Below are 22932 nucleotides of genomic sequence, written 5' to 3'. Positions count from 1 at the left end.
GGACCCCGCGACTGCTCACCCGGCACATATCGCGTGAATCGGTAAAGTGAGGCGTCGTGAGTTCAGAAGATACTGCCGTTTCCGGAATACGAGAATCCATCTCCACAGCGGGCCCGGGGCTCCCGGTGGGCTTTCGGTACCGGGCCCGCGACCACTATGTCGTCGGGCGGGAGAAGATCCGTGAATTCGCCCGCGCCGTCCAGGACCACCATCCGGTCCACTGGTCCGAGGACGCGGGAGCGGACTACGGGTACGGGGGGCTCGTCGCGCCGCTGACCTTCTTCTCGGTACCGGGTTTCCTGGCCCAATCGGAGATGTTCGCCTCGGTCATGACCGGGTACGACCTCAGCCAGATCATGCAGACCGATCAGGTGATCCGCTACTACCGGCCGATCCGGCACAGCGATGCGCTGTTCTTCGAGGTACGCCTGGAATCGTTCCGCCGGGCGTTCGGCGGCGATCTGATGGGGTTCCGGACGCTGGTCACCGACCGCGCCGGTGAACCGGTACTCGTCTCGCACACCAGCATCGTGGGCCGGACCGGTGTCGAATCCGATCTCACCGAGATCGGTGCCGCCGTTCTCATGCATGGATTCCGTCCGGGCAGCGCACGCGATATCCGGCCGGCGCAGCCGCTGGCGGATCACGATCTCCGGGAGGACCTCGTACTCGATGCGCTTCCTTCCGCACCGGTGAGCGACTACACCCGCACCTTCGATTCCGTATCCGCCGGCGACGAACTCCCGGCCCGGTCCATCCGGTTGACCACGGGTGATCTCGTGAACTATGCCGGTGTATCCGGTGATCCCAACCCCATCCATTGGAGCGGTGAGGTGGCCGGGCTGGCCGAACTGGATTCCCCGGTCGCGCACGGCATGCTCACCATCGGTATCGGCGCGGGATTCGTCACCTCGTGGCTCGGTGATCCGGGTGCGGTCCGGGAATACGCGGTACGGCTGACCAGTCCGGTCCATGTCACCGAAGAGGGCGCCGATATCGAGTTCTCCGGCAGGGTGAAGACGGTGGACCCGGCGACACGGACGGCGACCGTCGCCTTGACCGCGCGGCACGGCGGCCGCCGGGTATTCGGCCGCGCGACCGCGGTGGTCCAGCTCCGCTGACCGACTCCGCGAAACCGCGGCCCCACCACCCGTTGCGATCCCGCCACCTGCGCCGGGCCGCTCTCCCGACCGGACCGCTTGACCTCGAGTCACCTTCAGGTTCGAGGATGATCCCGTGAGTACGCACAACAGCAATGCCCCTGTCATCGGCGATTCCGATACCGACCACACCGCCGATACCGCCGCGATCGAGCAGCTGATCGCGGATGTCGAAACCGGATACAACACCAACGACCCCGAACTGATGGTCAGCGGATTCGTCGCGAACGCCGCCGCCGGCAATGCCGTCGGCACCGTCGTCACCGGCCGCGACGCGCTGCTGGAAGCCGCCCGCCGCGGACTGGCCGGTTTCTTGAAGGACGAGTACGTCTCCTACGAAGTCACCGATATCGTCTTTCTCCGTCCGGATATCGCGATCGCCCACAAGGCGGCACGGGCCACGACCGCCGACGGTCAACTGCTCGACCGGGACCCGGCGATGGTCGCCCTGTACGTCCTGGTGCTGGAGAACGAGCGCTGGTGGGTGGCGGCCCGGCAGAATACGCCGGTCCCCGCGGCCGGCTGACGATCGCGTAGTCCCGATCCGTCCCCGGTTCGTGGCCCGGCGTATCGAATCGAATCGCGCGCGGCCCATGAGTTACCGGACATTCTGCACGGCATCGGGTTTCCGGGTCGCCGGTTCGGGCGCGGCGGCGGCGGGCGCACCCCGCCACCGAGCCGCGTTCGCGCCGACCCGGGCATGTTACTGTCCAGTAGGTCACGCCGATGGCACAGATCATAGCGAGCCGTCGATGTGACCCAGAACTCGGAGAAGGGTTCCGGGGCGGACAACATGGAGAGTTATCGATGTTCGGACAACGACGGCGTTTCCGGCCGGGCGCGCGCGGATGGGCGGGCCGGATCACCGCGGCGGCAGTGGCGGCGGCCTGTCTCACCGCGGTGGCGGCAGTAGCGACCGATCGACCGGAGGCCGCGGCCGCCCCGGAGAGTTTCTACACTCCACCCGAGCAGATTCCGGCCGAACCGGGCACGGTGATCCGGACCCAGCCGATGTCGCTGCTGGCCACGCTTCCCTCGGACCAGGGATGGCCCGGTAAGGCCGACCACATCATGTACACGACCCGGCTGCAGGACGGGTCGCCGGTGGCCGTTACCGGTACCTATATCGATGCTGCGGGCCCGTGGCTGGGTGCGGGTCCGCGCCCGACCGTGGTGATCGGTCCCGGAACCTCCGGCCAGGGCGATCGATGCGCCATGTCGAAGGCCTTCTCGACGGGGATCACCGTCACCACCGATCCGTCGCCGTCGTTGTCGGCGAACCAGGAGCTGCCGTCCTCGGCGGTATGGAGCCGGCTCGGCGCACGTGTTCTGGTGACCGACTACATCGGACTGGGCACTCCCGGAATCCATACCTACGCCAACCGGATCGAAGAGGCGCATGCCGTACTCGACGGGGCTCGGGCGGCCAACAGCCTCGCGGGCGCCGGACCCGATACCCCGCTCGTGTTCTGGGGCTACTCCCAAGGCGGCGGCGCGGTCGCGGCGGCAGCCGAGATGCTGCCCGACTACGCACCGGAACTGAACCTGAAGGGCACCTGGGCCGGTGGTCCGGTGGCGGACCTCGCCGCGATCCTCGAACGGATCGACGGGGCGCTCATCGGCGGCGCCATCGGTTTCGCGATCAACGGGCTGCTGGCCCGCTATCCCGAACTGGGGAAAGCGGTCGACCGGGTGACCAACCAGCACGGCCGCGACACCCTCGCGGCACTGAGCGATGCCTGCATCGGCGATGTCATCACGCACTACCCGTTCCTGAAGACCAGCTCGCTGACCAATGACGGGCAACCGCTCAGTACCCATCTGCAGGCGATTCCGGAGGCTGCCCCCGCGCTGGCCGAACTCCGGGTGGGCACGCTCACGCCCACCTCACCGGTACTGATCACCAGCGGTCGCAACGACGACACCGTCCCCTACAACCAGGCCCGGCAACTCGCCGACGACTGGTGCGCCGCGGGCGCGACGGTCACCTTCCGCACCAACGAACTCCCGCCGCTACTGCCCGGAACCACCATCCCGGGACATTTCGGTCCGGAGATGATCGACGGTTTCGGCCCCGACAACGCGATCACCTATCTGCTGGATCGGCTGGCCGGTAAGCCGGTGTCCGGCTGCACCATGAACTGAGAGCCGAACGGCGGGAACCCATAGCGCCGATCGTCACCCGGGCCCGGATATCGCAGTGCGGTATCCGGGCCCGCCTCATACGAGCTCGACGCGGCTCGCGAGCCAGCGCCCGCCGATATCGTTCATCGTCATCAGGATGCGATTGCGGTCGATCCGGGGCGCGGGCATGGTGGTGTTGGTGATCTCGGCGTCGACGAAGAGCATCACCACCACCTCGTCCCGGGCCGCCGACCGGATACTCGCGGCGATCACCTGACCTCTGCTCACCGATCGGGCCTCGACCAGCAGCGGGCGCAGATTCTGGGCCGATTGCGCGTACATATCCTTGAACTCGCCGGTGGCGCCCGCCTCGATCGCCGCGAAATCCTGGTCGATATGGGTGGCGTCGATGCTGGTCAGCACGACCGCGTACTGCTGCGCCGCGCCCAGGGCCGCGGCCGCGGCGCGGTCGATATCGCGCCGGTCCTGCCACTGCCGGCCGAGTAGCACCGACAGGACAGTGGTCGCCACCAGACCGAGCACCAGTGCCGCGAGAGCAGCCCGGCGCCATATCCGCGGCCGGCGCGACACCGGGTCGCCGGCCGCATCGGTGCCGGTATCGCCGTCATCCGGAGGAGCCGGCTGCGCGGGGCCGGACTGTACTTCCGGTTCGGTGCTCGTTCCAGCTTCCTCGGTGGCCGATCGCGTCATCGGGAATCTCCTAATTGGGCGGCACGTACGACGGCGCCGGGGCCCCGCCGTAGGGGGTGGGAACTGTGCTCGGCCCGCTCGGTGTGGGATCGGCGGTCGCCAGCGGATCCGCACCCGGCGGCGGCGACCCGCTGTCGGATCCGGGCGGCCGAGGGGCGTTACGGGCGCCCCGGGGCAGCAGCGCCGGATCGGGATCGGTGCAGTCGGTGTGCAGGTAGGGCTCGGGGAAGTCCGGTACGGTGCCGGGCCGCCGGGGCACGTCGTAATCGCACTGGCGCCGCGGATAGATACTCACCAGTGCCCAGACCGAGCCGTCGTGGAATACCGAGGTGATCGCGTCGAGCGCCGATCCCGCGCGCTGCGTCGGGAAGAAGAACTCGTTGAACGCGGGCACCCGGACCTGAGCCATCTGCGTCACGGTGGTCAGATTGCCGAGCAGCCCGACCATTGTCGGCGAATTCGTCTCGATGATCGAGTCCACGGCCGTCAGGGTCTGCGGTGCCGTGCCGACCAGTTCGGTGAATCCACCGCTCATTCCGGCAACGCCACCGAGCGTCGCCGAGAGATCGGCGGCGGTATCGCGCAGTCCGGCACCGGAATCGCCGAGCGTGGTCAGGACGACCTTGCTGTTACGCAGCAGGTTCACCGTCTGCGGCAGCACTCCGTCCAGCGTCGAGATCATGAACAGACCGCCGTCGATGATGGCCGCGAGTTTGTCCGGACCGGCCACGCCGACCCCGAGTTCCCGGCTGATGGCCCGCAACTGCGCGGGATCCACCTGGCTCAGTGTCGCGCTCAGGCTCTCCAGCATCCGCGACAGCGGAATCGGACTCGAGGTCCGATCGGCGGTGACCGTTTCGCCGGCCGCCAGATACGGGCCGTGATCCCCGGCGGGCACGAAATCCAGATACTGTTCGCCGGCCGCGGACAGCGCGGCCGCCCGTACGACCCCCAAGGCCGGGATCCTGGTGTCACCGTCGACGGCCGCCACGGCGATCACCTTGTCCCCGGCCACCTCGACCGAGAGGATCTCGCCGACCCGGGCACCCCGCAGCGTCACGTCCTGGCCGGGCAGCAGTCCCCCGGATTCCACGAGTTCCACTCGTATCCGGTAGCGGTCGGCGAACGGGTCGGTATCGAGCGCACCCATCATCAGATATCCACCGCCGGTGAGGAATACGAGCAGCAGACCGAGAAAGGAGGCCGGCGTGCGGTGCCGCCGCGCGGCGTGGACGGATACGACCACGGCCCGGGCCGGGCGTTCCCATCGGCTCCCGGCGCCACCGGCCCGGGTCATCGTGGGGCTCCGAGCACGCGGCCACCCAGGCGGTCGAGCATATAGCGCAGCGAACCCACGAACGCCGTCCAGTCGCCGGGCTCCGGTGGCCGGGCGCCGGAGTCGCCCGGGAAATTGGGATCGGGGGCGGCGCCGAGGGCCAGCTGGACGATATCGGCGCGGACATTCGCCGACGATGCGGTGGTGACCTTGAAAACGATGGCGAGCACACTGTTGAGGACGTCGAGATCCGCTTCGGGATTGAGCGCCGCGGCGTTCATACCGGCCGCCAGCGCGTCGATATCGGCGACCATACCGCCGGGCCCGGTGCCCTGGAGTGACGGGAACCGGGCCAGCTGCCCGGTGATCGTATTGATCCGGTCCACCAGATCCAGCAGGGCTTCGGTGTTGTCGCCGAGCACACTCAGCGCGGGTCCGGCGGCGGCCACGGCGTTACCGATCTCGGCTTGCCGGGCGGCCACCGCCGCGCTGAGGTCGGCGGTATCGGCCAGGACGGCGCGGATCTCGCCGGACCGGTTCGCCAGGGTCGTGAGCAGCTGCCGGGTCTGCGCCAGCAGATCGGCGAGCCGGCGGCCGCGGCCGTCGGTGTACTCCCCCAGCGCGGTGATCACCTGGGTCAGATTCTCGACGGCACCACCGCCGACCAGTAGCGAGGCACGGCTGAGCACTTCCTCGATCGTGGCGGCCGCGGAGGTGGCGGCGAGCGGGATCTCGGCGCCGTCCGCGAGTACGGGTCCGTCGGGCGGCGCGTCCCCGGGTGGTGTCATCGCGACGAACACATCACCCATCGGTGTCGCCGAACGCAGTTCGGCGGTCGTGCCCACCGGTAGGCGCACGCCGAGCCGGATCCGCAGTGTCGCGACGGCGGTGTAGTCCTTCGCCTCCATCGATTCCACCTGGCCGATATCGGCACCGTCGAGTTTCACCTTCGCCTTGGTCGGCAGGTTCAGCGCGTTCGCGAAAGTGGCACGCACCGAATACGATCCGTCGCCCAGGCCGGGCGCGGGCAGCGGCAGCCGGTCCAGGCTGACCGCACAGCCGCTGAGCGCAAGGGCGAACGCCATCGAGACGGCGACGGCCGCGTACCGGATCCGGGAGCCCGGGATCATCAGCGGCCCCCCTCGGCGTCCGCGAGGGCCTGCAGGATCGCGGTGATTCCGAAATCCGGGCCCATATCCCGCATGGTTCCGGTATCGCAGCCGAGATTCGTCAGATGCAGCAGATTGCAGACTTCTTTGACCATCTGTCCGTCCAGCAGGAAGCGGTTGATATCGACGGTGGCGCGGACAGCTCCGATGTTCTGGTCGATCGCGTTGTAGGTGTTATCGGTGACCAGCGGGAACACATCGAGGAATTCGGCGATATTGCGGTTGTACGCGGCCAGCGACGTGGTGAGAACACCCGAATTGCCGGCGAGCGCGGCGATCTTGTCCTGGTTCTGCTGCAGCAGCGCGGTCACCGCGCCGAGGATCCGGTTCAGGCGCGCACCGGTATCCCCCGTGCCCAGCCCTTCGCCGGCCAGCAGATCGGCGAGTTGATGGATGCCGGAACCGAATTCCCGCAGCGTGGCATCGTTGCGGGCGGCCAGCGCGGTGAGCGAATCGAGATCGGTCACGACCGTCGTCAGTGCCGCGCGGGTCGCGGCCCCGTCGTCCGCGCCGAGCCGCAGCGCGGCGGCGAGTTCGCCGAGGGCGGTACGCATCCGGTCGCCGTTGTCCTGGGTCACCGCCGTGCCCAGGCCCATGACGTCGGCCACGGGTCCGCCGCCGTGGCCGTCCCCGCCGAGAGCAGTGGTGAGCTTATCGGCCATCGCCAGCAGACTGTCGAATTCGACCGGGACCGCGGTGCGTTCGGCGCCGAGGACGGCGTGCTCCGGCAGTTCGGGCCCACCCCGGTACGGCGGGGTCAACTCGATGCGGCGGTCGGTGAGCACCGAATCCGAGAGGGCGACCGCGCGCACATCCGCCGGCAGGGGTATCGATCCGTCGATCCGCAGGTCGATATCGACTCCGGAACCGCGCGGCCGGATACCGGCGATCTCCCCGACCCGCATTCCGAGGACCGATACGGCGTTTCCGCGGAACAGTCCGTTGGCGTTCTCGAAGCGGGCGGTGATGACGGTATCGGCGGGTTGCAGCGGGCCACCCGAACAACCGGCGAGCGCCGCGGCGGCGACCACGATGATCGCGAGCACCGTCCGGCGCAGCAGGAGTCTCATTCGCAGTCCTCCCGGTAGGGGGCCTTGCCCAGCTGTACGGCGCGCGCGCTCAACGCGCACATGAAGGTGTCGACGAACGCGCCGTCGGGAGCGTTGGCCGACAACTCCATCCCGGTCCCGGTGGCGTTGGCGAACAGCCGCCACGGGACAGGCAGGATCTGCAGCAGATTGCGGAGTAGATCGTCGTGCCGGGCGATCATCCCGGTCATCTCGGTCAGATCGTCGAGCAGGGCCTGCAGTTGCGCGCGATCGCCCACCACGATCGGCTCGAGCTGCGCGACCAGGGTCGCGGTGGCGTCCAGCAGCCGGTGTAACGCCGCCTGCCGGTCCGCGAGTTCCAGCAGCACCGAGCGGCCCGCGGCGACGAGCGAGGCGAGATCGGCCTGCTGATCGTGTAGTACGGTCGTCACCTGCTCGGTACTGGTCAGCAGGGTACCGATCTGTTCGCGCCGCTGCGCGATCACCGTCGACAACGACTGCACGTCCTGCAGCACCTCGGGGACCAGCGGTGGCAGGCCGTGCAACTGTTCGGCGAGGGTCGTCATCGACTGGGCGATCCGGTCGGCATCGACCGCCGCGAAGGTCGAGGTCGCGTCCTGTAGCGCGGTTTCCAGGTTGTAGGGAACGACGGTCTGCGCCAGCGGGATCGCTCTGTCGGGCAACGACCCGGTGCCGTCGGACCGGAGTTCGATATACCGTGACCCGAGCAACGTGGTCAGTTTGACGGCGGCACGGGTATCGGCGCCCAGCCGGACGTCGCGCTCGATCTTCATGGTGACCACCACATGGTCACCGGCCAGCCGCGTACCGGATACGGTTCCGACGGGGACCCCGGCGTAGGTCACCGAATCACCGGCGGCGATACCCGCGGCCTGGGCGAAATCCGCCCGGTACGTGATCTTTCCCAGCTGCAGCGAGTTGACGAACACTGTGCCCAGCAGCACCACGGCGACAACGCTCACCGCGAGGATCCCGACCCGGAGCGGGCTCGGGGGGTGCGCCCGTGCGCCGGCGCGCGCGGCTCGTCCGGGTAGTTTCATCAGATCACCTGCACATCGCGGAATGTTCGACCTGCCCGCTGGGCGCGGCGAGCGCCAGGATCTGCTCGACCAGCGGGTCGATCCCGGGCAGGATGCCGAACCCGATATCGCAGACGTAGGCGTTGAGATACGCGCCCTGGTCGGTGATCCGGGCCAGCGATTTCAGCAGCAGCGGCATATTGAAGCCCAGATACGCGAACTGCTCCCTGTTCTCGATGAAGTGCCGGGCGAAACCGGGCTGCCGGTCGACGAACCGGTCCAGTGCCGGGGCGGCGCCCTGCACGACATGAGCAGCTCGATCCAGGACGGCGGCGATATCGCCGGTCTGGGTGAGCAGGGTGTCGCGGCGCGCCGCCAGGCCGTCGAAGATCCGGCGGGCCTGGGTGATCGTGGTCCGCAGGCCGGTGCTCTGCCGCCCGAGTTCGCCCACCACCCGGCTCAGGTTGTCGATGACCGATCCGAGGATCTGGTCGGGGCCGGCGAACGAGCGTGCCAGGGTCGCGGTCTGCGCGATGAGGGCGGGTATCGCGCTGTCCTCGCCCTGTAGTGCGCGGATCAGGGCATCGGTGACATTGTCGATATCCTGCGGGTCCAGTAGATGGAACAGCGGCTGGAATCCGTTGAGCAGTTCGGAGAGATCGAACGAGGGTTCGGTGTGGTCCACGGGGATCCGGGCGCCCGGTTCGAGCAGGCGGGGATCACCGAAATCGGCGAGCGACAGTCCGAGATAGCGCTGCCCGATCACATTCTGATAGGTGACCGAGACCAGCGTATTGCCGTACAGCGAATGCTGCCGCGCCACCTCGAAGGTCACCCGGGCGTGGGTGCCCTCGATCTCGATCGTCTCGACCCGCCCCACCGGTACACCGGCCATCCGGACGTCGTCGCCCGGCCGCAACCCCGAGACATCGGTGAACAGTGCCGAATACGTACTGGTGGGCCCGGGTATCTCGCGCTGCAGCGTGGTGTGCACCATCCAGGTCAGCACCATCGATACGGCCAGGAACAATGCCAGGCCGAGCAGCGGCCGCCGTGTACTCATCGAGGACCTCCGGGGTCACCGGGCACCTCGGTGACCCGGATATCGTTACCCCGGACCAGCGGTCCGAGCAGCAACTGGGTCAGCGTGTCCGGAGGTGCGCCGAGAAGCGCGGCGATCCGGTCCCGCTCGGCCTGTCCCCCGGCCGTTCCACCGCTGTCCAGTGCGACGGGGGCGGCGGTGCCGGGTAGCGCTGCCGGGCCTTCCGGCGCGGTGGCACAACTCGCGCCGGCGAGATCGCCGTACCGGGGGCAGTCGGCCCGGCTGTACAGCTTGTGCGGAGTGAATTCGACAATGATCTTCCCGGTGGCACTCTGCGATTCGGGCCGCCAGAAGTCGGTCGCGAACCGCTGGGAGAGGTTGCGCTGGGAGGTTGTCATCTGGACGAAATTCGGGCTGCCCCTGGCCAGTACATCGAGAACGGGCGCCATCCCGCCGGTGATCCCGGTGATTGTGCCGGTGTGGTTCCGCAGCGCGCCGCCCACCTGCTCCGCGGTCACCAATCCGCCGGACAGCAGGTTGGCGAACTGCGTGCGTTGCTGCGCCAGGGTCTGCATCGGCACGGTCGCCCGATTGACCGCGTCCAGCAGATCGGGAGCCGAGGACCGCAGACCGGTCAGCGCCTCGGACAGCGCCGCGAGAGTCGAGGCGTTTCCATCGGGAGCGGCCACCTCGTTCAGTGCCGTCACGATCCGCTCGAGCTGGGCGGCGGCCTGCAGCATTTCCGGGCCCCGGCCGCTGGTGGCCGCCCGCACCGTCTCCAGGACCCCGACCATGGGATCGGCGGGGGAACGTCCGGCCGCCGCGGCGATACTGCTCAGCGCGGTCAGCGAAGTCTGTAGCCGGACTGTCGCCGCACTGCGGTCCTGTGGGATCTCCGCGTCCGGGCGCAACGCCGGGCCGGGACCGTTGTCGACCAGCTGCACCGACGGAACCGCGAACACATTGCTGGGCACCACCCGTGCGGTGACCGTGCCCGGGATTCCGCCCACATGTCCCGGTTCCAGGTCGATACGCACCCGACTGGTGCGTTCCCCCGACGGCTCGATCCCGGTGACCGTGCCGACCAGCACTCCCCGGTACTTGACATCGGATTTCACCGGCAATCCGTCCCCGATATCGGTCATGATCGCGGTGATACCGACCGTCTGCTCGAACGCACCCTGCGAACGCGCGATACCGGCCGCGACGGCCGCGGCCACCACCACCGCGAACGCGATACCGCGCACCACCAGTTTCCAGCCGGGCAGATTCCGGTCGTCTGCTTCGAATACGGTCGCCACAGGTCTACCCGCTGATCCTCGAACCGGCGTCGAATCCCCAGAACACCAGCGTCAGCAGCAGGTTCACCGAGATCATCACCGTGATGGCGGCACGCATCGCGCGCCCCGCCGATATCCCCACTCCTTGCGGCCCGCCGGTCGCGTAATAGCCGTAGTAGCACTGGATGGTTGTCGTGATGATCACGAAGACAACGGCTTTGACCAGCGAATAGACAATATCCGCACTGCCCAGTACCAGGGTGAAATAGTGCTCGTAGGTTCCGGTGGCATCACCACCGGAGATCCGGACGAACAGGTCCACGGCGAGATAATCGGCGGCCAGCGCCGCCAGGTAGAGCGGAACGATCGCGACGATGGAGGCCAGCAGCCGGGTCGAGACCAGATACGGAATGGGCCGAATGGCGACGGCGTGCAGGGCGTCGATCTCCTCGCCGATCCGCATCGCGCCCAGCTGTGCGGTGAACCGGCATCCGGCCTGCGAGGCGAACGCTATCGACGCCATGATCGGGGCCAGCTCGCGGGTGGCGGCGGTGGCCGCGATCATCCCGGTGGCGGGTTCCATCCCGAGTAGTTTCAGCGCGCTGTAGCCCTCGATACCTACGATCGCCCCGGCGGCGGACCCCAGCACGATGATGACCCCCGCGGTCCCGCCACCGACGACCAGCGATCCGTTGCCCCAGGTCACATCCGAGAGGATGCGCAGCGATTCTCGGGTGTAGTGCCGCAGCGCCAGCGGTATCGACACCACTGCCCGGACGAAGAAGGTGATCATATGGCCGAGCCCGGTGAACAGGCGCAGCGGACCCGCGAACGCGCGTGCTGTCCGGGTCCCCGGATAACGGTACGGCGCGGCCATCACAATGTCGTCCGGGGGAAGAGGATCGTGTACATCTCGGTGAAGCCGACATTCACCACCATGAGCAGGATCATCGAGGCCACGACGGCGGCGTTCACCGAATTCGCCACGCCTCCCGGGCCGCCCGCGGTGGCCAGGCCCTTCTCACAGGCCACGATGGTGACGATCATGCCGAAGACCACGGCCTTCACCATCGCGAGATACAGATCGCTCGCGGTCGCGAAGGACGAGAACGTCGCCATGAAACTACCCGGGGTGCCGTCCTGGGCGTAGACGTTGAACAGATAGCCGGCCAGGAATCCGATGAAACAGCTGAGTCCGGTCAGCGCCACGGCCACCACGATTCCCGCGGCCATTCGCGGTACGACCAACCGCCGCAGCACCGAGACGCCCATGACCTCCAGGGCCGCGATCTCGTCCCGGATCGTCCGCGCGCCCAGATCCGAGCAGATCGCCGAGCCCACCGCGGCCGCGAGCAGGATCGCGGTCACCATCGGGGCCGACTGCCGGATCACCGCCAGGCCACTCGCCGCGCCGGCCAGCGACGAGGCCCCCATCTGCCCAGCGAGCAAACCGAATTGAATGGACAGGGTCGCGCTCACCGGTAGCGCCACCGCGACGGTGGGGATCCACGATGTCCGGACCATGAAGGCGGCCTGTTCGACGAATTCGCGGACCGGGAAGCGGCCGCGTACCGAATCTTCGGCCAGGTATCGCAGCGCCGCGCCGCCCATGAGGACCTGCCGGCCCAGAGTTTCCAGTGCGGCGACCGGATGCCGGTCACGATAGCCGCGGAACCAATCGGTTATTTCCCGAGTTGCGGAGGCGGTGTCTGCGCTGTCCTCGATCGCATCGAACCTGTTCACAAAAACTCCTCGCACCGTCGACCGGTGATCGAGTAGCGCCGATCGGCCGGACCCGGTCGGCTCGGTCTATCCCTGTGTGCTCGAAGGTGTTTGCAGCAGGCTAGCCCATGAGACGGTCCCGTACTAGTCGATCGGCTAGAAAAGTTACCGAGCCCCAGAGGCGTTCGATACCGCCGGTCACGGAACCCGATCGAGGGATCGACTTTCGCGCGATCCGGCCCTACCATCCCTTCTAGCCGATCGGCTAGAAAGCGGCCGGCGGCCCCGGTGACGCGGCGGACGAATCCGCCACGGACCGGGCGCGAACCGATGCGCCCATCGAATCGAGGTTCCATGCCCACCCTCGCCGAACCCGTCGCTCCGACCTCCACCACGGATATCAGAATCCAATCGATCTGCGCGTGGACCGGCCCGATCACCGGTTTGATCCTCGTGGTCGCGTTCCTGGCGTTCCCGGGATTCCGGCCGCCGATGTCACCGGATATGAGCGCGGACCAGGTCGCGGCGTTCTACCGGGACAATCGGGCGCTCATCGGATTCAGCATGATCACCTTCAACCTCTGCGGAATCATGCTGGTGCCGTTCTTCACGGTCATCGTCGTACAGATGAAACGAATGGTCACCCAGAGCCATGTTCTCGCCTACTGTTATCTGACCGCGACCGTCAGCGGCGCAACCATATTCGCCCTGGCCGATATCTGCTTTCTGGTGGCCGCCTTCCGGCCGGAGCGCGACCCCGAACTGATCCTGCTGCTCAACGATATGGCCTGGATAATCCTGATCGCCCCGGTCGGCATCCTCGTGGCCCAGAATCTACTCCTCGCCGCGGCAGTCTATTTCGATTCCGGTCCGCGACCGGTATTCCCGCGCTGGGTGGGCCATTACGCCGTGCTCACCGCGGTGGCCATGGCGCCGGCCGTCGGTGCGGCCGTCACCACCAACGGCCCACTGGCCTGGGACGGCGCGGTATCGTTCTGGCTCCGCAACAGCGCGTTCGCACTGTTCATCCTGGTGATGTTCGTGGTACTGCGGGCGACGTTACGGGAACAGGCCGCGGCGCGGAGCGTCGCGTCGTGAACGGCGACCCGCCGATCGGCACCCGGCTCGCCGAGCCCATCCGGCGCCTCGCGGCGCGACCGGCACCTGCCGGAAAGCGCGATGTATGGCTATGTTTCGGCATCGTTCCGATCTTCTATACCGCGTTCGGAATCATCTTCGTTCTGTTCACCCGTGTCATGCCCCCACCGCGCCCCGATATCACGACGCCGCAGATGCGGGATTTCTTCCTCGAACACACCGTGACCATTCAGATCGGATTCGCGGCACTATTGCTGGTGATCGGCGGTGCGGGAATCGCCAACGGTGTCGTCGTCTACCATATGAAGCGAATGTCGGCGGGTTCGGTATGCGCCTACATCTACCTGGCCGGAATGGCGGTCGGCGCACTCCCGGGATGCCTGCTCGTCGCGTTCTGCTTTCTCGTCGCGGTGTACCGGCCCACACGTGATCCGGAAATCACGGCGCTGCTCTACGATCTGGGCTGCCTGTCCTATGTCGGTTCACTGGGCTGTTTCGTCACCGCGTATTTCGGATTCGCGCTCGCGATCTTCTACGACCGGAACCGGATATTTCCCACCTGGCTCGGCTACGTGACTGTCTGGCAGATAGTCACCGAAATCCTGGCGGTACCGGTATTCGTCTTCCACGCCGGGCCTTTCGCCTGGAACGGTTCGATGTCGTTCTGGACCGGGACAGCGGTATTCGGCTGCTGGCTGCTGTGCGTGATCACCTTCCTGCGCCGCGCCGGTGAATTGCAGGCCGCCGACGAACCACCGGTCCCATGAGCGTCCGGCCCGGCCGCCGGTCATCGATACGCGGGAACGTCGATACGCGGGAACGAGGACACCCCATGACCGATACCGATCTCCCGGCCCGCACCACCGACCGGCCCACCCGGCCACCGGGTGCACGACTGCCCGGCGACAATGCCATGTGGGTCATGGTGCTGGGCGATCTGGTCATCTTCGGGTCCTATTTCGTCATCTTCATGGTCCACCGAGCGCTGGAACCCGCCGAGTTCCTGGCCGCCCAGCAGCACCTCGAACTCACGGTGGGCACCGTCAACACCGTGCTCCTGCTGACCAGTTCCTGGTTCGTGGCCTGTGGCGTACAGGCCGCGCGCCGGGGCCAGGCCCGCAGCGCGCGCCGGCTGATCTACGCCGCGGCGGCGCTGGGGGTCGCGTTCGTCGCGGCGAAGAGCTACGAATGGTCCGCGGAGATCACCGGCGGTCATACACTCGCGCACAATCAGTTCTTCGGCTTCTATTACATGCTCACCGGAGTCCACCTGTTCCATGTCGGGCTCGGACTGCTCATTCTGGGGCTGGTCGTCCGCGAGCTGCGCCCGTCCGGCCGCCACCGGATCGCGATGGTCGAATCCGGTGCGCTCTATTGGCATCTGGTCGATCTGCTCTGGATCGTCATCTTCGCCCTGCTGTACGTCCTGAGGTGACATCGTGACAGGTCAGCGCCCCGACTCCGTCCGCGTCATCACGATTGTCTGGCTCGCGCTCTCCGCGACGACCGTCCTGTCGTGGTGGCTGGCCCCCGGCCATTCGGCCGCGCCGGTCTCGCCCAGCACTGTGGTAACCGTCGCGGCGATTCTGCTCGGTGCGCTGAAGACCCGCCTCGTCCTGCGGTATTTCCTGGAGGTCGGGACCGGACCGCGCTGGTTGCGCGTATCGACCGACGCTTGGCTGATCGTGGTCTGGGGTGCGGTACTCGGAATCTATCTGTGGTGACTCCGCGCGGCCCGGTTCAGTCCGGCAGATCGAGCATCCGCTGGGTGAGCTGGATCAGCGTGCGCCGCAGCGTCTCGTCGTCGAGGTCGGTGACCAGTGGGTTGACCACCGATCCGGCGATGGCGGCCGACAGTACCGCGGCCGAGACTCTTGCCAGATTGTCGTCGTCGCGTTCGTCGAGCAGTACTGCGTAGAGCCTGCTCATGAATGCCCGGAACGGCTCGTGCTCCCCCAGCAGCCGGACGATCACCGGGTCGCTGGTCAGTGTGCTGACCCATTTCCGGCGCTGCACCGCCATATCGATGACCTGGGTCAGCAGTACGCGCCGGGCCTGCAGACGATCCGGTTCGGCCTCCGCGGCGAGCAGGGCGTCCTCGAGAATCGCCAATTCGCCGGTGGTCACGGCGATCACGATCTGGTCCTTGGTCTTGAACTGGTAGTAGATCGCCGCCTTGGTCACGCCGATGGTATCGGCGATCATCTGCAACGACGTACCGCTGACCCCGTGCATGCCGATCAGCTCCAGCGCCGCCGCCATGATGCGCCGCTGCGCCCCGGTCCACGCGGTCGCGCTGAACGGACGCTGGGGTGGGGTTTCGGTACGCATGTACAGAGGCTACCGACCAGCGGCGGTGCGGCGGAAAACCAGGCGGCCCGGGCTGCTCGAGCACCGTTCCGAGAAATTGGAACAAATTTTAGGTTACACTCGTCCCACTCCACACGCTCATCGAACGGGCCGACGCGGCCGCACCGGCCCCGATCCGGGACGCCACCCGCCTCGACGGACATCCCGCCGTCGGCCAGCAAGGAGATCCCATGTCGGCTCCGATACGAACTGTCGTCTGGTCCACCGGCGGCGTCGGCGCCATCGCCGTCGACGCCATCGACCGCCGACCGGACCTGGAACTCGTCGGTGTCTGGGTCCATTCGCCCGCCAAGGTGGGCCGGGATTCCGGCGAACTTGCCGGTGGCCGCCCGAACGGTATCGCGGCGACCGGCGATGCCGAGGCGCTGCTCGCCCTGCGGCCCGATTGTGTCGTCTATGCCGCCAGTGGCCCCGAGCGCGACGCCGGCGCCGTACCCGATTACCTGCGCTTCCTCGAGGCGGGGATCAATGTCGTATCCACGACCTCGACGAGCCTGGTGTACCCACCCGCCTACTACTCCCCGGAATGGCGCGATCAGCTCCAGCTCGCGGCGAAAGCCGGGAACGCGTCGTTCTATGCCTCCGGGATCTTCCCCGGTTTCGGCTCCGATCAGCTGGCGCTGCTGATGACCACCCAGTCGAAGACGATCCGCCGGATCACCGCTACCGAGATCGCGCTGAACGATCACTACCCGGTGGCCGAGGTGATGATGGACGGGATGGGGTTCGGCCGTCCGCTGGATTTCGTCCCGATGCTGGAGACCCCTGGGTTCGTCGAAATGGCCTGGAAGGCGCCGATTCACCTGATCGCCGAAGGTCTCGGCGTCGAAGTGGAACAGGTACGGGGCTCGCTCGACCGGCGGCGCACCGACCGCGATATCGAAGTGGCCTTCGGGACGATCGCGGCGGGCACCTGCGGCGCCGTCCGCACCCGCGCGGCGGGTGTGGTCGACGGTGCCGAAACCATCGTGATCGAGCACATCATCCGCATGTCACGTGAGGTGGCACCCGATTGGCCCACCTCGGAATTCGACGCCACCTACCGGGTGGATATCGACGGCGATCCCGATATCCACTGTGCGATGAACCTGGGTGACGCCGCGGGGCACGGGGCGGGGCGGGCCGCGATGGCCGCGACGGCGATGCGAGTCGTGAACGCGATACCGTTCGTCGTCGACGCCCCGTCCGGCCTGCTCAGCTCGCTCGATATCCCGGCCACGCTGCCGCGGTATGTTTTCGGCTGAAACCGGTCCGGCCGATCATCGTGGAGTTCGCTCCACGCGGCGATCGAGTGCGGCAGCACACCGTCCCCACTCATTCCCTTGCTGTCCACGCGGCCGCGGGCGACCGCGCGGGATATCGGTCGACACCCTCCCCGTCATTCCGGGCGCTGGACGACCCCGCGCAGGACGGTATCGCGGACATGGATCTGCGAAGCGCGGGTACCCAGATCGCGCACGATGTTCTCCGGGAACCAGCCCAGGCCGATGACGCACCGCGCGAGCATTTCGTTCGACGGGCTGTCGATCCTGATCTCACCGGCCCGGATCGCCGCGGCGAGCAGCGTTTTCATCTGCCGCACCCGTTCGGCGAACAACCAGCCGGGGTTCGGGGTGTCCGGGGGCGACTGCCGCATCCAGGCCAGCTGGATGCGGAACTCGTCCCCGAAACAATCGAGCGCGTTGGTGTTGATCCAGCTCAGCGCGTCCAATTTCTCGATGGCGGAGGATTCCGACCGCAGCACCGCCGTCCAGCCGTCGGCCACCTTCTCACCGAACGACTGCATGATCGTCGCGAGCAACTGCTCCTTCGAGCCGATCAGCCGGTATACCGTACCGGTCCCGAGACCGGCGGCCGAGGCGATATCGCGTACGGTCGTGCTCTCGTAGCCGCGGCGGCCGAACTCCGCCCGCGCGACCGCCCGGACATGCGCGGCCTTGTCGCCGGGTTCTTCCGTGGTATCGGCCCAGGACCGCACGACCGCGTCGGCCGCGCGGAAGGCGGCCGATCCGTCGAGCTCGACATCGGCCGGCGGCCGCGCGGCCAGCCCCTCCAGCAGGATCCGGCACAGCAGGACGGCCACCCGGTCCGCGGGGGCGTTGTGCCGGATGACATCCAGCCCCACCTGCAGCATCGACTGGCATATCCGGTCGGCCAGAACCGGTAGATCCACCTCGGACCGGAGATAGCCGCCCCATTTGGCGGCGCGCAGCGTCTGCAGCATCGCCTCCAGGATCGCGGTGGGTTGCTGCCGGGTCATGGCGATGAGCTCGGGGTTGGCGCTGGGGCCTTCGTAGAACGACATCTGCAGGGCCGCGCGGTGCGCCACGGCGCATTCCGCGATGGCCGAACCGAGATCGGCGATCCGCTCGAAGGCCGTCCGGGAATCGGCACCGTTCAACCGCTCCTGGGCGCGCGCCGCGACCTGGTCCATATCGGCGTGATAGCGCCGGAGCAGTTCGACGAGAATCGCTTCCTTGGACTCGAAGTGGTGGTACAAGCTCCCCGGCAGGATCCCGCAGGCGTCGGCGATCTCCTGGAGCGAGGTGCGCAATCCCGAACCGGCGATCAGTGTCGCGGCCGTCCGGAGGATCTCGGTGCGCCGGGTCCCGTCGTCGTAGGCGTGGCCGGTCCCGGCCGCGCGGGCCGGGGCGTTCGGCTTACCGTCGCTCGGCCCGAGTGTCACTCGCGCACGCCCCACAACACCTCCACAGCACCTGCTTCCGACCGCCTCCGGCGGCGGTTCCGCCGCCCTGACCACCGGTTTCGGGCTACCCAATATTTGTTCAAAGGTACCAGAGGGCCGGTGCCCCGCCGCAGTCTCCCGGGCCGCACGAAGCGTGGGCGGTCGCGGGCACCACCTCGATCGCACCGCCCCGGTGCGATACCGCCGCGCCGGCGGCTATCGGCTACTCCGCGGAGGTCGGCAGCTGCTGGGCGAGATCCAGCACGGTCACGGTATCGGTGCCGGTCTTCTTCAGTCGCTGCGACGAACGGAATCCCAGATCGACATCCGCGGCCTGCGCTCGCAGGGCCCCGACGGTGACGTCCGTTTTCTTCAGGTGCCGGAACATATCGAAGGAGTAGAGCCGGAGGGCGTTCTCGTGGGTGATCTTGTCGATCTCCCTGTCGGGCACACCGTCGAGATATCCGGCCAGTGATTCCGGGGCCAGCGGCCAGGTCGAGTCGGAATGCGGATAGTCGCATTCCCACGCCACCATGTCCAGGTTGAGTTTGTGCCGGCTCTCGACACCGAACCCGTCGTCGATGAAACACAACGCGATCCGGTCGAGGAAGACCTCACTGGGCAACTTGTCGCCGAAATCCTGATGTGTCCAGGCGCGGTGCATCTTGTACACCCGGTCGACCCGTTCGAGGAAGTACGGAACCCAGCCGATACCACCTTCGGAGAGGGCGAAGGTGAGGTCCGGGAAGCGTCGGAGGGTCGGCGACCAGATCAGATCGGCGGCCGCCTCGACGATACTCATCGGCTGCAGGGTCATCATGGTGTCGACCGGCGCGTCGATCGAGGTGATCACCACGCTCGACGACGATCCGATATGCAGGTTCACCACCGTGTTCTGCTCACTGCAGGCCTGCCAGAACGGATCCCAGTGCGGATCGTGCAGCGAGGGGTACTGCAGTTTGGTGGGGTTCTCGGAGAACGTGACCGCGTGGCAGCCCTTCTTCGCCACCCGTCGGACTTCCGCGGCCATCAGCTCCGGATCCCAGATCGGTGGCAGTGCCTGTGGGATCATCCGGCCCGGATAGGCACCGCACCATTCGTCGATATGCCAGTCGTTGTAGGCGCGCAGTACCGCCAGACCCAGATCTTTATCCTTCGCGCGAGCGAAGTACTGGCCGCAGAACTGCGGATACGAAGGAAAGTTCAACGCGGCGGCGACCCCGTTGACGTTCATATCCCGGATCCGCTCGTGGATGTTGTAGCAACCCTCACGGATCTCGCTCAGTTTGGTCGGTTCGGCGCCGTATTCGTCGGGCGGGCGGCCGGCGACCGCGTTGAGGCCCACATTCGTGGCCTCCTGCCCCTCGAAGACCCAGGCATCCGTACCGTCGGCCCGCTGCACCAGTTGGGGCACCTGGTCTTTGTACTTGCCGGGAATATGCCCGTCGAACATATCCGGCGGTTCGACGAGATGGTCGTCGACCGAGACGAGTACGAAATCGTTCATGTCCATACCGCGCTCCTTGTCCTGGTCGTGTGGCCCGGCGTCGTCCGTGGCCGCACGTGATCTGCGGGGTCGCATCGACGGTGTCCGGCCGGTGGTTCCGAGGGCGGCCCGGCAACTCTCGACCACACCGGTTCCCGACCGGCGGTGCACGAGGGTGAACGAGCCGGCGGGTGCTCGCCCGATACGAGCGCTGCCGAGCCGACCTCGACTGTGGATTATTCGAACTGTAGCCGGGGAACAGATATTTGGTCAATCATTCGCAGCGGCAGCCATTGTCGACGCGCCCCGGTCGGCCGGCCGCAACGACGCGCCGACCGATACATCATCAGCGGTCAACGGCAGGCCCGCGCAGCCGCGGCACCCCCATCGAACCGCGATCAACCATTGACCGCGACACCCGGGCTCGTTACTCTCTGAACAAAAGTTAGGTTTGCCGCTCGTAATCGGGATCCCCGTCCGAGCCGCATACTCAGCACGCGCTCCCCCGCCGGGCCGGACATTTCCCCCGTGCCCGAACACATTGGGGGACAGCGCGTTACGAGGAGGCGTCAGATGACCGAGCCGACCGTGACCGACGAACCCGCGCCCGGTGCCGGCGCGCTGTCCCAGGATGTGAAGGACGCACAGGCCCGATTCGATGCCGGAATGGGTGCCGGCGGTTCCGCCTCGCCCTATCCGATGCTCGCCGGGTTGCGGGCACGAGCGGCAGTACATCCCGGCTGGCCGGAGATGTCGATCTTCGAGAATCCCGCGCAGGGACCACAGATCTTCAGCGCCTACACCTTCGACGCGGTGAAGGCGGTGTTCACCGACCACCGGACTTTCAGCACGAAATGCTACGAGGCGATCGTGCGGCCGCTGCAGGGCCCGACCATCCTCGAGATGCAGCAACCCGAACACCAGATCTACCGCAGACTGCACGAATTCGTCTTCGCGCGATCGTCCATGCGCCGCTGGGAAGCCGAGCTGGTCCGCCCGCTGGTCGAGCGGACCGTCGATCGCCTGCGCGAGGCGGGGGCCGCGGATCTGGTGGAGGAAGTCTTCATGCCCGTCCCGGTCCGGGTGATCGCGGCACTGCTCGGACTACCGGAATCGGATATCTCCGAATTCCACCGGCTGGCCATCGAACTGCTCGGCTTCCACTCGGATATGGACGGCGCACTACGCGCTTCGGCCCAGCTGCGCGACTATTTCGCCGGAATCCTCGCCGAGCGGCGGCGCTCGCCCCGCGACGATATGGTCAGCGTGCTCGCCGCGGCCGATATCGACGGGGTGCGGATGTCGGACGAGCAGATCTACGGTTTCCTGCGCAATCTGCTGCCCGCGGGCGCCGAGACGACAGCACGGTCCACCGCCAGCCTGGCGTTCGGCCTGCTCACTCATCCCGAACAGCTGGCGGCCCTCCGATCCGATCCGGATCTCCTCCCCCAGGCGATCGAGGAAGGTATCCGCTGGGAGACACCGCTGCTGAACTTCATGCGGGAGACCACTCGCGATATCGAGTTCCACGGGGTCGCGATCCCGGCCGGTGCCACGATCGCGGTGAATCTCGGCAGCGCGAATCACGACGAACACCGCTGGGCGGATCCCGAACGCTTCGATATCTTCCGGGAACGCCGCCCGCACATCGGTTTCGGTCACGGCGCGCATGTCTGTCTCGGTATGCATCTCGCCCGGCTCGAGAGCACCCTCTTGTTCCGGACCTTGTTCGATCGCCTGCCCGGTCTCCGTCTCGACCCCGGGGCACCGGCCCCGCATATCGCCGGAACCTATTTCCGGTCGCCACCACATCTGGCAGTGGTCTGGGACCCACCGAATACCCATGGCTCGCGACGATCCGGCGGACAGCGACGGTGAGGAGGTCCCGGCAGTGAGCACGACGATGGATCTGGATACGGTGCGGCCCTACTACGAACCGGTCGGCGACGAGGTCGAGGTGTTCCGGGCCGCCTACCGGCAACGGCTCCCGGTCGTCCTCAAAGGCCCGACCGGTTGCGGGAAAACACGTTTCGTCGAGGCCATGGCCCACGAGCTGGGCCGCCCGCTGGTCACCGTGTCGTGCCACGACGATCTGACCGCGGCCGATCTGGTCGGCCGGTACCTGCTGCGCGGCGGCGAGACGGAATGGGTCGACGGCCCGCTCACCCGGGCGGTCCGCGAGGGCGCGCTCTGCTATCTCGACGAAGTGGTCGAAGCGCGTCAGGACACCACCGTGGTGCTGCATCCGCTGGCCGATCACCGCCGGCGGCTGCCGATCGAGCGACTGGGCGTCACCCTGGACGCGGCGCCGGGATTCGGTCTGGTGGTCTCCTACAATCCGGGCTATCAGAGCGTACTGAAGGATCTGAAGGATTCCACCCGGCAGCGAATGGTCGCGATCACCTTCGGCTATCCCGAGCCCGGTATCGAGGAATCGATCATCGTCGCCGAATCGGGTATCGCGCGCGCGGGGGCGGCGGATCTGGTGCGGCTGGGTCGTGCGATCCGGCGACTGGAGACCGGCGTAGTGCGTGAGGTCGCCTCGACCCGGGTCCTGATCTCGACGGCCCGGCTGATCACCGAGGGGCTCCCCGCGCGAGCCGCCGCTCGCGCTGCCGTGGCCGGCCCCTTGACCGACGATCCGGTCACCCACCGCGGTCTGTGCGAACTGATCGAGGCATACCTGGCCGATACCGGTCCCTAGCGCACACGATATCGA

General features: G+C 67.3%; 22 protein-coding genes. 10 read left to right on the top strand and 12 right to left on the bottom strand.

Translation table 11 applies throughout. From position 1 onward, the window contains the following. Nucleotides 1-56 precede the first annotated feature (56 nt). From ACWEWT_RS03090 to ACWEWT_RS03080, 3 genes are all read left to right on the top strand, one after another. Nucleotides 57-1121 (top strand): fused (3R)-hydroxyacyl-ACP dehydratase subunits HadA/HadB, encoded by a 1065-nt coding sequence (locus tag ACWEWT_RS03090; protein WP_452555601.1) that lies wholly within the window; start codon nucleotides 57-59, stop codon nucleotides 1119-1121. Between the two features lie 115 nt (nucleotides 1122-1236). After that, complete coding sequence (locus ACWEWT_RS03085; protein WP_452555599.1) at nucleotides 1237-1686, top strand: SgcJ/EcaC family oxidoreductase; 450 nt, start codon at nucleotides 1237-1239, stop codon at nucleotides 1684-1686. Between the two features lie 281 nt (nucleotides 1687-1967). Continuing rightward, nucleotides 1968-3305 carry a lipase family protein gene (locus ACWEWT_RS03080; protein ID WP_452555597.1) on the top strand — a complete coding sequence of 446 codons (1338 nt, stop codon included), beginning with the start codon at nucleotides 1968-1970 and terminating at the stop codon, nucleotides 3303-3305. Nucleotides 3306-3380: 75 nt separating this feature from the next. On the opposite strand, the gene ACWEWT_RS03075 is transcribed toward ACWEWT_RS03080, so the two are convergent. Genes ACWEWT_RS03075 through ACWEWT_RS03035 form a run of 9 tightly spaced genes read right to left on the bottom strand, consistent with a single transcriptional unit; the run spans nucleotide 3381 to nucleotide 12594 of the window. Further along, nucleotides 3381-3995: a hypothetical protein gene (locus ACWEWT_RS03075; RefSeq protein ID WP_452555595.1), complete on the bottom strand. Its 615-nt coding sequence runs from the start codon at nucleotides 3993-3995 to the stop codon at nucleotides 3381-3383. Nucleotides 3996-4005: 10 nt separating this feature from the next. Beyond that, nucleotides 4006-5292: an MlaD family protein gene (locus ACWEWT_RS03070; protein ID WP_452555593.1), complete on the bottom strand. Its 1287-nt coding sequence runs from the start codon at nucleotides 5290-5292 to the stop codon at nucleotides 4006-4008. Continuing rightward, nucleotides 5289-6401: an MlaD family protein gene (locus ACWEWT_RS03065; RefSeq protein ID WP_452555591.1), complete on the bottom strand. Its 1113-nt coding sequence runs from the start codon at nucleotides 6399-6401 to the stop codon at nucleotides 5289-5291. The genes ACWEWT_RS03070 and ACWEWT_RS03065 overlap by 4 nt, the downstream gene beginning before the upstream one ends. Further along, entirely contained in the window at nucleotides 6401-7510 is a 1110-nt protein-coding gene (locus ACWEWT_RS03060; RefSeq protein ID WP_452555589.1) for an MlaD family protein, read from the bottom strand. The genes ACWEWT_RS03065 and ACWEWT_RS03060 overlap by 1 nt, the downstream gene beginning before the upstream one ends. Beyond that, nucleotides 7507-8550: an MCE family protein gene (locus ACWEWT_RS03055; RefSeq protein WP_452555587.1), complete on the bottom strand. Its 1044-nt coding sequence runs from the start codon at nucleotides 8548-8550 to the stop codon at nucleotides 7507-7509. Before ACWEWT_RS03055 ends, ACWEWT_RS03060 begins: the two co-directional genes overlap by 4 nt. 4 nt (nucleotides 8551-8554) lie before the next feature. Then, on the bottom strand, nucleotides 8555-9592 hold the full coding sequence (locus ACWEWT_RS03050; RefSeq protein WP_452555585.1) for an MlaD family protein: 1038 nt from the start codon (nucleotides 9590-9592) through the stop codon (nucleotides 8555-8557). After that, the gene (locus ACWEWT_RS03045; RefSeq protein WP_452555583.1) at nucleotides 9589-10872 is read right to left on the bottom strand and encodes an MlaD family protein; all 1284 of its coding nucleotides are present in this window, start codon (nucleotides 10870-10872) and stop codon (nucleotides 9589-9591) included. The genes ACWEWT_RS03050 and ACWEWT_RS03045 overlap by 4 nt, the downstream gene beginning before the upstream one ends. A gap of 4 nt (nucleotides 10873-10876) precedes the next feature. Further along, nucleotides 10877-11728: an ABC transporter permease gene (locus tag ACWEWT_RS03040; RefSeq protein ID WP_452555581.1), complete on the bottom strand. Its 852-nt coding sequence runs from the start codon at nucleotides 11726-11728 to the stop codon at nucleotides 10877-10879. Continuing rightward, entirely contained in the window at nucleotides 11728-12594 is an 867-nt protein-coding gene (locus ACWEWT_RS03035; protein WP_452555579.1) for an MlaE family ABC transporter permease, read from the bottom strand. Before ACWEWT_RS03035 ends, ACWEWT_RS03040 begins: the two co-directional genes overlap by 1 nt. 333 nt (nucleotides 12595-12927) lie before the next feature. Here ACWEWT_RS03035 and ACWEWT_RS03030 point away from each other — a divergent pair, with 333 nt between their 5' ends. From ACWEWT_RS03030 to ACWEWT_RS03015, 4 genes are all read left to right on the top strand, one after another. Beyond that, nucleotides 12928-13671, top strand: coding sequence for a hypothetical protein (locus ACWEWT_RS03030; protein ID WP_452555577.1), 744 nt, complete (start codon nucleotides 12928-12930; stop codon nucleotides 13669-13671). Next, the gene (locus ACWEWT_RS03025; RefSeq protein WP_452555575.1) at nucleotides 13668-14438 is read left to right on the top strand and encodes a hypothetical protein; all 771 of its coding nucleotides are present in this window, start codon (nucleotides 13668-13670) and stop codon (nucleotides 14436-14438) included. The genes ACWEWT_RS03030 and ACWEWT_RS03025 overlap by 4 nt, the downstream gene beginning before the upstream one ends. A 65-nt stretch (nucleotides 14439-14503) precedes the next feature. Further along, nucleotides 14504-15106, top strand: a complete 603-nt coding sequence (locus ACWEWT_RS03020; protein WP_452555573.1) for a cytochrome c oxidase subunit 3 — start codon at nucleotides 14504-14506, stop codon at nucleotides 15104-15106. 4 nt (nucleotides 15107-15110) lie between these two features. After that, on the top strand, nucleotides 15111-15395 hold the full coding sequence (locus ACWEWT_RS03015) for a cytochrome C oxidase subunit IV family protein (RefSeq protein WP_452555571.1): 285 nt from the start codon (nucleotides 15111-15113) through the stop codon (nucleotides 15393-15395). A gap of 16 nt (nucleotides 15396-15411) precedes the next feature. On the opposite strand, the gene ACWEWT_RS03010 is transcribed toward ACWEWT_RS03015, so the two are convergent. Continuing rightward, nucleotides 15412-16002, bottom strand: coding sequence for a TetR/AcrR family transcriptional regulator (locus ACWEWT_RS03010; protein ID WP_452555569.1), 591 nt, complete (start codon nucleotides 16000-16002; stop codon nucleotides 15412-15414). A 209-nt stretch (nucleotides 16003-16211) separates the two neighbouring features. Between ACWEWT_RS03010 and ACWEWT_RS03005 the strand changes: the two genes are divergently transcribed. Then, nucleotides 16212-17285 (top strand): NAD(P)H-dependent amine dehydrogenase family protein, encoded by a 1074-nt coding sequence (locus ACWEWT_RS03005; protein ID WP_452555567.1) that lies wholly within the window; start codon nucleotides 16212-16214, stop codon nucleotides 17283-17285. Nucleotides 17286-17419: 134 nt separating this feature from the next. Here ACWEWT_RS03005 and ACWEWT_RS03000 read toward each other — a convergent pair whose 3' ends face one another. Both ACWEWT_RS03000 and ACWEWT_RS02995 read right to left on the bottom strand, forming a co-directional pair. After that, the gene (locus ACWEWT_RS03000) at nucleotides 17420-18727 is read right to left on the bottom strand and encodes a TetR/AcrR family transcriptional regulator (RefSeq protein ID WP_452557648.1); all 1308 of its coding nucleotides are present in this window, start codon (nucleotides 18725-18727) and stop codon (nucleotides 17420-17422) included. 223 nt (nucleotides 18728-18950) lie between these two features. Then, nucleotides 18951-20240 (bottom strand): amidohydrolase family protein, encoded by a 1290-nt coding sequence (locus tag ACWEWT_RS02995; protein ID WP_452555565.1) that lies wholly within the window; start codon nucleotides 20238-20240, stop codon nucleotides 18951-18953. A 546-nt stretch (nucleotides 20241-20786) separates the two neighbouring features. Between ACWEWT_RS02995 and ACWEWT_RS02990 the strand changes: the two genes are divergently transcribed. Both ACWEWT_RS02990 and ACWEWT_RS02985 read left to right on the top strand, forming a co-directional pair. Then, nucleotides 20787-22091, top strand: a complete 1305-nt coding sequence (locus ACWEWT_RS02990) for a cytochrome P450 (RefSeq protein WP_452555564.1) — start codon at nucleotides 20787-20789, stop codon at nucleotides 22089-22091. A gap of 25 nt (nucleotides 22092-22116) precedes the next feature. Continuing rightward, a complete protein-coding gene (locus tag ACWEWT_RS02985; protein WP_452557647.1) occupies nucleotides 22117-22917 on the top strand; it encodes an AAA family ATPase in 801 nt (266 codons plus the stop codon). Nucleotides 22918-22932: the final 15 nt, after the last annotated feature.

The organism is Nocardia sp. NPDC003963, from assembly GCF_053605105.1.
The sequence above is the reverse complement of the archived record's forward strand: the minus strand, read 5'-3'. Positions and strand labels throughout refer to the sequence as shown.